Source organism: Ruegeria sp. AD5 (assembly GCF_056542345.1).
In genome coordinates, this window is the sequence record NZ_JBQFZR010000002.1 from 674416 (window position 1) to 686397 (window position 11982).

The window sequence follows — 11982 nt, forward strand, 5'->3', positions numbered from 1 at the left end:
GGCACTGCAATCTAAAGCTGATTAATTTAGGACTTACTTAAACTTACACTCAACTCAAGCGACCGCGACTCAGAACTTGCCGCAGATACCTCCACTCATTAAGTATTCAACTGCCTTATCAAAATTCTTGTTCATGATCCTCCGCCTCGCCACCCTATCCCTCCTGATCCTCTACCCCATCGCGTGGTTCGCCCCGCTGATGCGCGCCGGTCTCCTCCCGATCTTCGGCCTCAGTGAAATCAGCGTCATCACCGGGCTCCAGTCCTTGTGGAAGTCCGACATCTTCCTCGCGTTGATCGTTACCGTCTTCGCCCTCTTCGCGCCCTACGTCAAAACCATCGGCACCGCGCTGATCCAATGGAACCTGCTGGACCCGCGCGTCCAGCCCGCGCTCAACATCCTCGGCAAGCTGGCGATGGCCGATATCTTCCTCATCGCGCTCTACATCACGCTGGCCAAAGGCATCTCATACGCCACCATCGAAACCGCATGGGGTCTCTACCTGTTCACCGGCTGCATTCTGGCCTCACTTGCACTGGGCCATATTACAGAGATGACATTTGGATCACGAAAACCTCAGACCTAATTGATTGAAAACAGATTTCTGAGTATCATCTTTATATTTCGAGCAGTAAATTTTGTAGTTTATGGGTCCGTAGCGGATCAATTCGCGTCTGTTTAACCTTCCGCTTCGGCCCGGTTTTTGTACCGGTTGAAGAAGGAGAACGACGATCATGGCCGCCCTCCACACAATAACATTGCAATTTCAGAATACCTTATTAAGGCTCACTTTTTTCCTGATCTGCGCCGCAGCATTGTTCGCGGTGACGACCACCATTTTATCCGCGATTGGCATCCTGCCCTGGCTCTCGTTGCAGGCCGGTCTCAGCAACGGTGCAACGATTGACGCAGGCGTATATGTTCAGGCCGGATTGACCGCCCTGATCCTGATGCTGGTCTTCTATCTGCCATCGAACGCCCGCATGATGGCGCTTGAAAACACCCATCGTAAGTTCACAATGAATATGCAGGACGTGGCCGGGGCCTATCAGGTCGCCCATGCCGCCGACCGCAGCGGCGCCTTTGCGCTGGCCTCCGAATTCGACGCGGTGAAAGAGCGCATGGCCTTCCTGCGCGATCACCCCGATTTGCAGGGGCTCGAACCGCAGGTGCTGGAACTGGCTGCTCAGATGAGCCAGATCAGTCAGGAACTGGCCGAGACCTATGGGGACACAAAGGTCGAACGCGCCCGTGCCTTCCTGCGGCAACGTCAGGAAGAGGTCGAACAATTCCAGCAGCGCATCGAGGAAGCCCAAATCATCCAGCACGAGCTGCGCCAATGGACCCGAGACATCGAGATCGAGGAATCCATCGCCAAATCGCAACTCGCGCGCCTCAGGGATGAGCTGTTCGATCTGCTTCCGGAACTGTCGGCGCAATTGCAATCCCCCACGGACGATCAAACACCAGGCAGCGTGGTTGCGATGACCCCGCCGCGTGCCGCGGAATAGGCGCGTCTAGCGCCCGCAGCGGACGATGGCCCGAAGGGCCTGAGGACGCGGCGCGCCACCGGCGGTGAGGAAAGCCCGCAAGGGCTTGAAGAACCGCCTTTCCTCGGGCACCAAGGGCGACATGGCAAAGACACACTCCTTCTCCTGCTCGGCCTGCGGAGCCTCTCACACCAGATGGTCGGGCCGCTGCGATGCGTGCGGCGAATGGAACACTATCGTTCAGGAAGCGCCGCTTTCGGCAGGACCAGCCAAGAAATCCCTCGGCGGTAAACGCGGACAGTCAATCGCGCTCACCGACCTCTCGACCGAAGAAACACCCCCGCCCCGCACCCTCTGCGGTGTTGAAGAATTGGACCGTGTCCTCGGCGGCGGCCTTGTCCCTGCATCGGCGCTGCTGGTGGGCGGTGACCCCGGTATTGGCAAATCGACCCTCTTACTGCAAGCTGCAGCACGTTTTGCCCGCAAAGGTGTCAAAACCATCTACGTCTCGGGCGAGGAGGCCAGCGCACAGGTTAGGATGCGCGCGCGCCGGTTAGGTCTGGAAGAGTCGCCGGTGCAATTGGCCGCTGAAACCAACCTTCGGGACATCCTCACGACGCTAGAGGCAGAAAAACCCGGCCTCGCCATCATCGACTCGATCCAGACGATGTGGGCCGACAATGTCGACAGCGCGCCGGGCTCGGTGTCGCAGGTGCGCGCCGCAGCGCATGAGCTGACGACATTTGCAAAACGCCACGGCGTATCGATCATCATGGTTGGCCACGTCACCAAAGAAGGCCAGATCGCTGGACCCCGTGTAGTCGAACATATGGTCGACACCGTGCTTTACTTCGAAGGCGAACGCGGGCACCAGTTCCGCATCCTGCGCGCCGTTAAGAACCGCTTTGGCCCAGCGGATGAGATTGGCGTCTTCGAAATGACCGGCAAAGGGCTGGCGCAAGTCACCAACCCCTCGGCCCTGTTCCTATCGGAACGCGGTAAGCCCAGCCCAGGTTCCGCCGTATTCGCAGGTATCGAAGGCACCCGCCCCGTGCTGGTCGAATTGCAAGCACTGGTTGCGCCCTCGCCCCATTCGCAGCCCCGACGCACGGTCGTTGGCTGGGATAGCGGGCGGCTCGCCATGATCCTTGCAGTACTCGAAGCCCGCTGCGGCATCCCCTTTGCCGGGCTCGATGTCTATCTGAACGTCGCCGGAGGGCTGAAAGTCAGCGAACCCGCCGCTGACCTCGCCGTTGCTGCTGCACTGCTCAGCGCTCGTGAAGACACCGCCCTGCCTGCCGATACGGTCGTTTTCGGAGAAATCTCGCTATCCGGGGCACTTAGACCAGCCCCGCAGACCGAAAACAGGTTGAAAGAAGCGCAAAAACTTGGTTTCACAGCGGCAATTGCTCCGGCAGGTGGCAAAACTGGCACTGTGGCAGGTCTGACACTCACCCGACCCTCTGATTTGGTGGGGTTTGTTGGCGAAACCTTCGGAGCAGGGTAAAGTCGCGCCTTGAGGGGCAGAAAACGAACAGGCGAGGGCCATGGAAGGTTTTACAATAATTGACGGGGTTGTGGCCCTGATCATCGTGCTGTCGGGCTTGCTGGCCTATTCGCGCGGTTTCATGCGCGAGGTTTTGGCCATCGCAGGTTGGGTCGCCGCGGCAGTTCTAGCATTCATCTTTGCGCCGCAGGCTGTGCCGCTGGTCAAAGAAGTGCCAGTGGTCGGTGAATTCCTGCGCGACAGCTGTGAGCTTTCGGTGATTACCGGCTTTGCCGCCGTCTTCGCCATTGCACTGATCGTGGTCAGCATCTTCACGCCGCTATTCTCTTCACTGGTGCAGCGTTCTGCGCTTGGCGGCTTGGATCAGGCGCTTGGCTTCTTCTTTGGAATCGCACGCGGCATATTGCTGGTTGCGATTGCGTTCTTCGTCTACGACACCGTGATGACCGGTCAATCCTACACGATGGTCGATGAAAGCCGCTCGGCCAAGGTGTTCGAACAGTTCAGCAGCAGGATCGAGGAACAAAACCCCGAGGCGGCGTTGGGTTGGGTTACCGCCCAGTACGAAGAGCTGGTCGCAAGCTGCACCGCCGACAACGCCTCTGAGGGTTAATCAAACCAAATTCCAACGAGAAGCCCGGTTTCAGCCGGGCTTTTTTGCGTTTGGTTCGGAAAAATCAGATAAACCCTTCGCCACCACAAATATTGCAACGGATGGTCTTCAGGCCAAAGCATCCGTCACATCGGCTTGAGATCGGCTTGCCATACTGGTCTCGGCTCTTGATCACTTCACCGGTTCCCTTGCAGATCTCGCAGGGTGCGCGCCCTGCCCCACGACATCGGTGGCAACGCCGCTTGACAGGTTTGTCCTTCGGTGTGTTTTGCTTGTGTTGCCACATGGCGTCTGCTCCACCAGGTATTGCCGGACTGCATGCAAAAAACCTTCGTAATGATATGACAGCATAGGTCTGTACATTTGTCATCCTAAACCCGCGGCGTGTACAATTCGCACCTGCGTCAAATCGCGAATGTGATCCTTTGATGACACACGCATCGTTTGGCATTATGTGGAGGCCATACCGACATGGAATCGGAGCTGCCGACCTTGCTGTATCTGTTTTCTTATGCGCTAGCCGCTTTCGTGCTTGTGCCTGAGTCCCGTGCAAACGGACCAAAACACACCATTCAGATACCCGTCCGCACCCGATCCGACCTGAACGCCATCCTAAGCAAGTCATAGAAATTGGAGCCCGTGTATGTGTGGGATTTTGGGGATCGCAAGCCGGACACATGATGTCTTTGCGGAAATCTATGACGGCTTGCTGATGCTTCAGCACCGAGGTCAGGACGCTTCGGGGATCGTCACCTACAACGGCGAGTTCTTCCGTGAGAAGAAAGCAAATGGTCTCGTCAAAGACGTGTTCAATGCCAGTGACGCCGAAACCCTGTTGGGAAAGGTCGGCATGGGCCATGTTCGCTATCCAACCGCTGGCTCGCTCAGCGCGGCCGAGGCGCAACCATTTTTCGTGAACGCGCCTTATGGCATCTATCTGGTTCACAACGGCAACATCACCAATACTGAAGAACAGCGTGAAAAGGTAACTGCCAAATACAGCCGTCACCTGCGCACAACTTCGGATTCAGAGGTCCTTCTGAACGTACTGGCCGACAAGGTCGCGGATGCGATCAAGGTCAATGGTAATGCTGATCCGATCCGCAACCTGTTTGCCGGTGTCAAAATGACGATGGAGCGGGTTCAGGGGGCGTATTCGGTGATCTGCCTCGTCGCGGGCGTCGGGATGCTGGCCTTCCGCGATCCTTACGGCATCCGACCTTTGTCTGTTGCCAAGCGTGCCGCAACTGGTGACGGCGATGATTATGCCTTTGCGTCCGAAGATGTGGCATTCGGCATCAACGGTTTTGACAAGCTGCGCGACCTAGGTCCCGGCGAGGCGATCCTTATCGACCTCGACGGCAATATGCACGAGTTCCAGGCCGTTGAAGGTAAACTGACACCCTGCATCTTCGAGTATGTCTATCTGGCCCGACCGGATTCGCTGCTGGATGGGGTGTCGGTTTACAAAACCCAGATGCGCATGGGGCAGACGCTGGCCAAGCAAATTCAGGACTCGGGACTTGAGATCGACCGGATCATCCCTGTGCCAGATAGCGCCCGCCCTGTCGCGCTTGAGGCCGCAAAGATCACAGGCATTCCCTATCGCGAGGGGCTTGTGAAGAACCGTTATGTTGGCCGCACCTTCATCATGCCGGGCCAGGAAGAACGGCAGAAATCCGTGCGTCGCAAACTGAACGCGGTGCCTTTGGAGTTTGACGGTCATAACGTACTGCTGATCGACGATTCGATCGTGCGCGGCAATACAATCAAAAAGATCGTCCAGATGTGCCGTGAGGCCGGGGCAAAAAAGGTCTATATCGCCAGCGCCTCGCCCCCGGTGAAATACCCCAATGTCTATGGCATCGATATGCCCACCCGACACGAGCTTGTCGCGAATGGCAAAGAGATCGAGGAGATTCGCGAAGAACTGGGTGCGGATGCGCTGTTCTACCAACATCTCGACGATCTGATCTGGGCTGCCAAGGAAGGCAACCCCGAGATCGAAGCCTTTGACTGTTCCTGCTTTGACGGCAACTACGTCACCGGCGTCGACGAGGAATATCTGGGCAGTCTGGAAAACAGCAGTCGGGTCAGCAAAAAGCGTGAGGATATGCAGGTGGTCGGCAGTTCGTGGAACGCGGCGAAACTTGCCTCGGGGTGATCGGGCGAATCGCTTTGTCCTGAGGCGCCGGCCAAGAGACTTGCGCTAGCGGCCATAGGTCAGAATCCGCCGACAACCTATTGCTGAACAGGCTGCCTTTGCAAAGGGTTCGGTATGCGGCATTCGAACCGCTTCCAACCGAGTGCTGCCGGCCTTTTGGTCCGGCAAATCCCGTGTTACCCGGATGCCGAAAACCACTCACAAAACGGGGTCCGGGCGCGCAGCTCGGCCACAGATCATGGCAAACGCAACGGTGAAAAGCGCCGCCACACAGGCGGGGGCGCTCAAGAAGAACGCGGTCTCGGTATTGGGCATTTTTGGGCCCAACGCGGACCTACAAGCCCTAGTCCGCATGTCGTCGGGGCGCATTAAGAAAGTGAAACCCGGCAGTCGTGTCGGCCCGGGTAAGGTCGTCGCCATTGATGAAAATGGCGTTGTGCTGCGACAAAGCGGCCAGAACCGCCGGATCGACATCCCCGGCAGCTGATCCTGACTTGACGCCCTGCGCGTGCAGGTTCAAACCCCCCTCATGACCGATCAGACCAAAATCGCCCTTATCACCGGGGCTTCTCGCGGGTTGGGCGCGGCGCTGGCCGAAGCGCTGGCCCCCGACTATCACATCGTCGCTGTCGCTCGCACTCAGGGCGGGCTGGAAGAGCTGGATGACCGCATCCAGGCAAAGGGTGGCTCGGCCACTCTGGCCCCCATGGACATCACCGATCCCAATGCGATGGCGACCCTGTGCCGGGGCATTCACGATCGCTGGGGCAAGATCGATTTGTGGTTGCATACTGCAATCCATACCTCAGCCCTGACGCCAGTGCATTTCGTTGATCCGAAGGAATGGAACAAGGCAGTCAGCATCAATGCAAACGCCACCTCGGTTCTGATCCCGTATGTCGCGCCTTTGTTGGGCGAAACTGGCCATGCCGTGTTCTTCGATGACCCGAAGGCAGGCGAGAAGTTCTATGGCATCTACGGCGCCACCAAAGCGGCGCAGATGGCGCTGGCTCGCAGTTGGGCGACCGAGACCGCGCGGACGGGACCGCGCGTGTCGATTGTTGTGCCTGTACCGATGCCGACCGCCGTACGTGCGCGTTTCCATCCCGGTGAGGATCGGGATGTATTAACCAGCACTGCGGATGAGGCGGCGCGGATTATAGCACTGTTGTGAGAATGGCCCTGACGGGCCATGCCTCCGGCGGAGGTATTTCTGGCCAGATGAAGCGGGCGGACTAACCGATATGGACGCCGTTTCGCCCGGCGAGGTCGACGAAGAATTGCCAGGCGACGCGGCCCGAGCGCGCCCCCCGGGTGGTTTGCCACTCGATGGCTTCGGCGCGCAGAGTTTCGGGATCAACCTTGACGCCATGAGCGGCGCAGTAGCGATCGATCATCGCTAGATATTCGTCCTGATCGCAGGGGTGGAACCCCAGCCACAGGCCGAAACGGTCAGAGAGTGAGACCTTCTCCTCGACCGCCTCGGACGGATTAATGGCGCTGGAGCGTTCGTTTTCGATCATGTCGCGCGGCATCAGGTGGCGGCGGTTTGATGTGGCGTAGAACACAACGTTTTCCGGGCGACCTTCGATACCGCCGTCCAGCACGGCCTTGAGCGATTTGTAATGCTGATCATCGTGGCTGAACGACAAATCATCGCAAAACAGGATGAACCTGTGCGGCGCGGCACGCAGGTGGTTCAGCAAACGCGCGACCGAGCCCATATCCTCGCGCTGCAATTCGACCAGTTTCAGGTCAGGATGCTCATCCTGCAACGTACCGTGCACCGCTTTGACGAGGCTGGATTTCCCCATTCCGCGCGCGCCCCACAAGAGCGCGTTATTAGCCTTGTAACCCGCAGCAAAGCGGCGCGTGTTGTCCAGCAACGTATCGCGGGAGCGGTTGATCCCCACCAATAGATCAAGGTCGACCCGATTGACCTGTGTGACGGGTTCCAGCCGGTCAGGCTCGACATGCCAGACGAAAGCCGGGGCCGCGTTGAAATCAGGTGTCGCCAGCGGCGCGGGCGCCATGCGTTCCAACGCGTCCGCAATGCGATTCAGGGCTTGGTCGTCCATCGGCTCCTCCGGGATGTTCTGGCGGAGTTCAACCATGTTCCGATCAACACAACAAGAGTAGCAATTGAAAAAGGCGCGCCTACCTTGGGCGCGCCTTTAAAGCTATTGGAACAGGTTACTTGTTCTCTTCGTAATCCTGCATCACGTCTGCGTCGGCTTCGGCCTCTTCATCGTCGTAGTATCCATCGGCGCGCAACTGTTCTTCGCGCTTCTTCTCGACACGGGCGACCAGGAATATTGAAATTTCATAGAGCCCGTAAACTACGACAAAAAGGATGATCTGGGTGATCACGTCCGGCGGTGTGACAATCGCAGCCAACACCAGAATGCCTACCACCGCATATTTTCGCACTGCCCCCAGACCTTCGGCACTGACAAGTCCAGCCTTACCCATCAGTGTCAGCAATACGGGCAATTGAAAGCACAGGCCAAAGGCAACGATGAACTTGATGGTCAGGTTGAGATATTCCTGCGCCGAACCCTGAAACACCACGCTCAAAGGTGCGGTTGCGCCTTCTGCTACAGCTTCCCCTTCCGCTCCAAATTGCTGGAAACCGAGGAAGAAGTCATAGGCCAATGGCGTGACCACATAAAAAGCGAAGCTTGCGCCCAGCAGGAACATGAAGGGAGAGGCCAGCATGAACGGCAGAAACGCGTTCTTTTCCGATTTATACAGGCCCGGCGCCACGAACCTCCACATCTGCATCCCGATATAGGGAAAGGCCAGAATGAACCCGCCCAGCAGCGAAACTTTGATCGCTACAAAGAACCCTTCCTGCGGCGAGATGAAGATCAGCCCGCAATCCTGTCCACGCTCGGTCAGCACCTCACATAGCGGTTGCGTGAGGAAGTTGAACAGTGGCGTGGCCACGGTGAAACAGATGATCATACCGATCAGAAACGCCACAACGCAGTGGATCAGCCGCGTACGTAGCTCGGCCAGGTGCTCGATCAGGGGTGCCGAGCTGTCCTCGATCTCGTCGGTCTTGGTCATGTTTTGCTTTCGGTATTCAGCGCTGCTTCGGCCTCTTCCGCCTTGGCCAGCGCATCCGCGGCTTCCTTGGCCTTGCGTTCAGCGGCAGCGCGGGCCGTTGTGGCTTGGATCTTCTTGGCTTGCTCTGCTCGCTCGGTGGCCAGCTTGCCGGTCTCGCTGTCAGGGTCGAACTTGGTTGGGTCGATGGATTTGGCCACGTCGCGCGCGGCTTCGTTGATCCCGTCCATCGCTGTACTAACCGGGTTGGTCGCCGCGTTCAGGCCCTTCTTGATCTCATTGACGCCTGCTTCGTCCGCAGCCTCGTTCATTGCAGTGCTGAATTCGCGCGCCATGCCGCGCGCCTTTCCGACGAACCGTCCGACATTGCGGAACAGCACAGGCAGGTCCTTTGGCCCCACCACGATCAACGCGACGATGCCGATGACCAGAAGCTCGGTCCAGCCCAGATCAAACATCTAGGCTCAGACCTTGTCTTTGTCAGTCTCAGGCGTGACGTCTTTGGCCAGCTCAGACGCGTCTTGTTCCAGCTCTTCCGAACCTTCCTTGATGCCTTTTTTGAACGAGGTAATGCCTTTACCCACTTCACCCATCAGCGAACTGATCTTGCCGCGTCCAAACAGGACGAGAACCACAACAGCAATCAGCAGGATACCCGGAAGGCCAATATTGTTGAGCATGACTTGTCTCCTTCTACGTCGGCGCAGCGCGCCGTGAATATGTCTGGCCCCGTGTCTACGCCCGTACGGGCATCAGCAAAAGTGCGACAGATCAAATCCGCGCGCAAAATTGAACGGATCATGCGTTTTTTGCGGACTCGCATTTCTCAACTGACAGGTTTATGTCAGTTGATATCACCTAGAAGGACGATATCGAAACCTGGTCTACGGAGAACCACATGACCCATGTCGCAGAAATCGTCACCTTTACCCTTGCCGACGGCACAAAGCCCGAACAGTTCGTCAGGCTAAGCCAAGCCTCCGAAGCCTTCGTCCGTGCGGCTCCCGGCTTTACCCACCGCCAGCTAAGCCATGGCGAAGATGGCCGCTGGACCGACTATGTCGTCTGGACCGATATGAAATCCGCAAAGGATGCCGCTGCTGCATTCATGCAACAGGATTTTGCACCCGCTCTGATGGCGGCAATCAACCCCGACAGCGCCCAGATGCGTCACGAGACCGTGCTATGGAACATGACCGCCTAAGGGCGGCTCAGACGGCGTGTCATGCGCCGCACTGACCGCCTGTTCGACATCATACAGATCCTGCGCGATGGTAACTTGCACCGCGCGCAGGACATCGCGGACCGACTTGAGGTGTCGGTCCGTACGATCTATCGCGATATGGACACGTTGGTGGCCTCGGGCGTTCCTGTAGAAGGCGAACGCGGCGTAGGTTACATGGTGCGTGAACAGATCACGCTGCCCCCGCTAAACCTGACACCCGCCGAGCTTGAGGCTCTGAACCTCGGCATGGCGATCGTTGCCGAGGCCGCCGATCCCGATCTTAAATCCGCCGCGGACTCTCTGGCCGAGAAAATCGACGCCGTCTTGCCCACGCAGGTCATTGCCGAGGCCGACAGCTGGAAATTCGCGGTCTATCCCTTCGCTGATGTCGTACGCGGAATGGCACATATGGCCCCGATCCGCGCCGCGATCAAATCGCGCCAGAAATTGCAGCTCAGCTACCGTCGCATTGACAGCGCGCTGACCGAACGCACCATCCGACCGCTGCATATGGAATACTGGGGCCGTGTCTGGACACTGACCGCCTGGTGCGAGCTGCGCGACGACTTCCGCGTCTTCCGCATCGACCTGATAGAAAACGTCACGCCTCTACCGGAACTCTTTACCGACGAACCGGGTAAAAGGCTCAGCGACTACGATCCCAATGCGTGATCCGTCCTTCATCTGGCCCCAAATACCTCCGCCGGAGGCATGGCCCGGAACGGGCCATTTCGGTCACTTCAGGTAAGGCTCGGGATCAACCGACTCGAACCCTTTGCGCACTTCGAAGTGCACATATGCATTGTCGCCTCCGCGCAGCGAGGCGATCTTTTGTCCCCGTCGCACCCGATCACCTTTCTTGATGGTGATATTGTCGACATTGGCATAAACAGTCAGCAAGTCATTGTTGTGTTTCACAACGATGATCGGAACCTGATCCGCATCCGCGGTGATCGCGGCGACCGTGCCTGCCTCGGCCGCACTGACCGACGCGCCTGGCGCTGCGGCGATATCTATCCCCTCATTCTTACCCTTCTTGTAGGTCCGAATGATGGTGCCGCTCACCGGGCTTGCCAGCGCCGAGCTTCCCGAATTGGTCGGGGCCTCGGCTGTAATATCCGGCGCAGGCGTTGCCGCGGCAACTTTCTCATCCGGCAATGGCTGCGTCGCGCTCGGCGGCGTAGGAGTTGGTGAGCCTTCGCCCGGTTGGGTTACCGCAGTTGCCGTGGCGGCCGGCGCCGCTGCCCGAGGTGCCGGTTGATTCTTGACCGGGATCAACAGGTACTGGTCTTCGCGCACCATAAAGTCTGGTCCCAAACCGTTCCATTCTGCCAGAGACTCCACAGGCACCTGATAGAGCCGCGAAATTGTATAGGCTGTCTCACCCCGCTTGACCTTGTGCCGGATCGGCTCAGGCCCCGTAGCAACCGGTGCCGGAGCCGCAGCAGGTTGCGCGGGCTCCAATGTTGATGTCTGTACAGATCCTGTGTCCGGTGCCTCGTCAATCGCGGTTCCGGCAATGGTCGCAATATCAACATTGCTCGTCCCACCGACCGAGCGCGGCAAGGCCAGAACTTCACCGTCACGCAGGCTGTCATTTGGCTGCAATCCGTTAAACCGCGCCAATTCGGCCACCGGCATGCCGATCCGGGTGGCGACATCGCCAACTGTATCCCCACGGCGGGCTACCGCGACCTGATAGTTCGGATAGGTGATCACGCCACGCGCATCCGGCGTCGGGCGGTTGGCGGTCGCTGCAAGGGCGGCATCTGCAGTGGAGAACCCGCCGACATTGCCGCGCAGGTCATAGTCATATGGCCCTTCACACCCGGCCAAAATTGCCAGCGCGGCAACACCTTTCGCATAGCGGCGCATTGCTGATTTGGAAACTGCTCTCATTTTACTGTCCTCAAC

At 58.2% G+C, this 11982-nt stretch carries 15 protein-coding genes; 10 read left to right on the plus strand and 5 right to left on the minus strand.

What is annotated here, in order from left to right; all coding sequences use genetic code 11:
- Positions 1-133 precede the first annotated feature (133 nt).
- The 8 genes from ACR0JG_RS11900 (at position 134) to ACR0JG_RS11935 (ending at position 6948) form a co-directional block, all read left to right on the plus strand.
- Positions 134-586, plus strand: coding sequence for a paraquat-inducible protein A (locus ACR0JG_RS11900; RefSeq protein WP_170465294.1), 453 nt, complete (start codon positions 134-136; stop codon positions 584-586).
- Between the two features lie 148 nt (positions 587-734).
- Positions 735-1511, plus strand: a complete 777-nt coding sequence (locus ACR0JG_RS11905; RefSeq protein WP_170421961.1) for a DNA repair protein — start codon at positions 735-737, stop codon at positions 1509-1511.
- Positions 1512-1632: 121 nt separating this feature from the next.
- Positions 1633-2997 carry a DNA repair protein RadA gene (gene radA, locus ACR0JG_RS11910; RefSeq protein ID WP_170396821.1) on the plus strand — a complete coding sequence of 455 codons (1365 nt, stop codon included), beginning with the start codon at positions 1633-1635 and terminating at the stop codon, positions 2995-2997.
- 40 nt (positions 2998-3037) lie between these two features.
- Positions 3038-3610, plus strand: a complete 573-nt coding sequence (locus tag ACR0JG_RS11915; RefSeq protein ID WP_170595435.1) for a CvpA family protein — start codon at positions 3038-3040, stop codon at positions 3608-3610.
- Between the two features lie 471 nt (positions 3611-4081).
- Entirely contained in the window at positions 4082-4237 is a 156-nt protein-coding gene (locus ACR0JG_RS11920) for a hypothetical protein (protein ID WP_170396817.1), read from the plus strand.
- A 16-nt stretch (positions 4238-4253) separates the two neighbouring features.
- Complete coding sequence (purF, locus tag ACR0JG_RS11925) at positions 4254-5774, plus strand: amidophosphoribosyltransferase (protein WP_170396815.1); 1521 nt, start codon at positions 4254-4256, stop codon at positions 5772-5774.
- A 184-nt stretch (positions 5775-5958) separates the two neighbouring features.
- The gene (gene pilP, locus ACR0JG_RS11930) at positions 5959-6261 is read left to right on the plus strand and encodes a type IV pilus biogenesis protein PilP (protein WP_480569961.1); all 303 of its coding nucleotides are present in this window, start codon (positions 5959-5961) and stop codon (positions 6259-6261) included.
- Positions 6262-6303: 42 nt separating this feature from the next.
- Entirely contained in the window at positions 6304-6948 is a 645-nt protein-coding gene (locus tag ACR0JG_RS11935) for an SDR family NAD(P)-dependent oxidoreductase (RefSeq protein WP_480569964.1), read from the plus strand.
- 61 nt (positions 6949-7009) lie between these two features.
- Here the strand turns inward: ACR0JG_RS11935 and ACR0JG_RS11940 are convergent, their stop codons facing one another.
- The 4 genes from ACR0JG_RS11940 to ACR0JG_RS11955 form a co-directional block, all read right to left on the minus strand.
- A complete protein-coding gene (locus tag ACR0JG_RS11940; protein WP_480571095.1) occupies positions 7010-7852 on the minus strand; it encodes an ATP-binding protein in 843 nt (280 codons plus the stop codon).
- A gap of 115 nt (positions 7853-7967) precedes the next feature.
- On the minus strand, positions 7968-8846 hold the full coding sequence (gene tatC / locus ACR0JG_RS11945) for a twin-arginine translocase subunit TatC (RefSeq protein ID WP_170396809.1): 879 nt from the start codon (positions 8844-8846) through the stop codon (positions 7968-7970).
- A complete protein-coding gene (gene tatB, locus ACR0JG_RS11950) occupies positions 8843-9301 on the minus strand; it encodes a Sec-independent protein translocase protein TatB (protein WP_480569967.1) in 459 nt (152 codons plus the stop codon). The genes tatC and tatB overlap by 4 nt, the downstream gene beginning before the upstream one ends.
- Positions 9302-9307: 6 nt before the next feature.
- A complete protein-coding gene (locus tag ACR0JG_RS11955) occupies positions 9308-9523 on the minus strand; it encodes a twin-arginine translocase TatA/TatE family subunit (protein WP_010440381.1) in 216 nt (71 codons plus the stop codon).
- A 218-nt stretch (positions 9524-9741) separates the two neighbouring features.
- On the opposite strand from ACR0JG_RS11955, the gene ACR0JG_RS11960 reads away from it, so the two are divergent.
- Both ACR0JG_RS11960 and ACR0JG_RS11965 read left to right on the plus strand, forming a co-directional pair.
- On the plus strand, positions 9742-10047 hold the full coding sequence (locus ACR0JG_RS11960) for a hypothetical protein (protein WP_170406158.1): 306 nt from the start codon (positions 9742-9744) through the stop codon (positions 10045-10047).
- 21 nt (positions 10048-10068) lie between these two features.
- Positions 10069-10740, plus strand: a complete 672-nt coding sequence (locus ACR0JG_RS11965; protein ID WP_480569971.1) for a helix-turn-helix transcriptional regulator — start codon at positions 10069-10071, stop codon at positions 10738-10740.
- 63 nt (positions 10741-10803) lie between these two features.
- Here ACR0JG_RS11965 and ACR0JG_RS11970 read toward each other — a convergent pair whose 3' ends face one another.
- Entirely contained in the window at positions 10804-11967 is a 1164-nt protein-coding gene (locus ACR0JG_RS11970; RefSeq protein ID WP_480569974.1) for a peptidoglycan DD-metalloendopeptidase family protein, read from the minus strand.
- Positions 11968-11982 lie beyond the last annotated feature (15 nt).

What these genes read in the sequence shown, in the direction of transcription:
- purF (WP_170396815.1), top strand. Translation starts at nt 4,254, where the DNA reads ATGTGTGGGATTTTGGGGATCGCAAGCCGGACACATGATGTCTTTGCG.
- ACR0JG_RS11920 (WP_170396817.1), top strand. Translation starts at nt 4,082, where the DNA reads ATGGAATCGGAGCTGCCGACCTTGCTGTATCTGTTTTCTTATGCGCTA.
- ACR0JG_RS11940 (WP_480571095.1), bottom strand. Translation starts at nt 7,852, where the DNA reads ATGGACGACCAAGCCCTGAATCGCATTGCGGACGCGTTGGAACGCATG.
- ACR0JG_RS11900 (WP_170465294.1), top strand. Translation starts at nt 134, where the DNA reads ATGATCCTCCGCCTCGCCACCCTATCCCTCCTGATCCTCTACCCCATC.
- ACR0JG_RS11905 (WP_170421961.1), top strand. Translation starts at nt 735, where the DNA reads ATGGCCGCCCTCCACACAATAACATTGCAATTTCAGAATACCTTATTA.
- pilP (WP_480569961.1), top strand. Translation starts at nt 5,959, where the DNA reads ATGCCGAAAACCACTCACAAAACGGGGTCCGGGCGCGCAGCTCGGCCA.
- ACR0JG_RS11965 (WP_480569971.1), top strand. Translation starts at nt 10,069, where the DNA reads ATGCGCCGCACTGACCGCCTGTTCGACATCATACAGATCCTGCGCGAT.
- radA (WP_170396821.1), top strand. Translation starts at nt 1,633, where the DNA reads ATGGCAAAGACACACTCCTTCTCCTGCTCGGCCTGCGGAGCCTCTCAC.
- ACR0JG_RS11960 (WP_170406158.1), top strand. Translation starts at nt 9,742, where the DNA reads ATGACCCATGTCGCAGAAATCGTCACCTTTACCCTTGCCGACGGCACA.
- ACR0JG_RS11915 (WP_170595435.1), top strand. Translation starts at nt 3,038, where the DNA reads ATGGAAGGTTTTACAATAATTGACGGGGTTGTGGCCCTGATCATCGTG.
- tatB (WP_480569967.1), bottom strand. Translation starts at nt 9,301, where the DNA reads ATGTTTGATCTGGGCTGGACCGAGCTTCTGGTCATCGGCATCGTCGCG.
- ACR0JG_RS11955 (WP_010440381.1), bottom strand. Translation starts at nt 9,523, where the DNA reads ATGCTCAACAATATTGGCCTTCCGGGTATCCTGCTGATTGCTGTTGTG.
- ACR0JG_RS11970 (WP_480569974.1), bottom strand. Translation starts at nt 11,967, where the DNA reads ATGAGAGCAGTTTCCAAATCAGCAATGCGCCGCTATGCGAAAGGTGTT.
- ACR0JG_RS11935 (WP_480569964.1), top strand. Translation starts at nt 6,304, where the DNA reads ATGACCGATCAGACCAAAATCGCCCTTATCACCGGGGCTTCTCGCGGG.
- tatC (WP_170396809.1), bottom strand. Translation starts at nt 8,846, where the DNA reads ATGACCAAGACCGACGAGATCGAGGACAGCTCGGCACCCCTGATCGAG.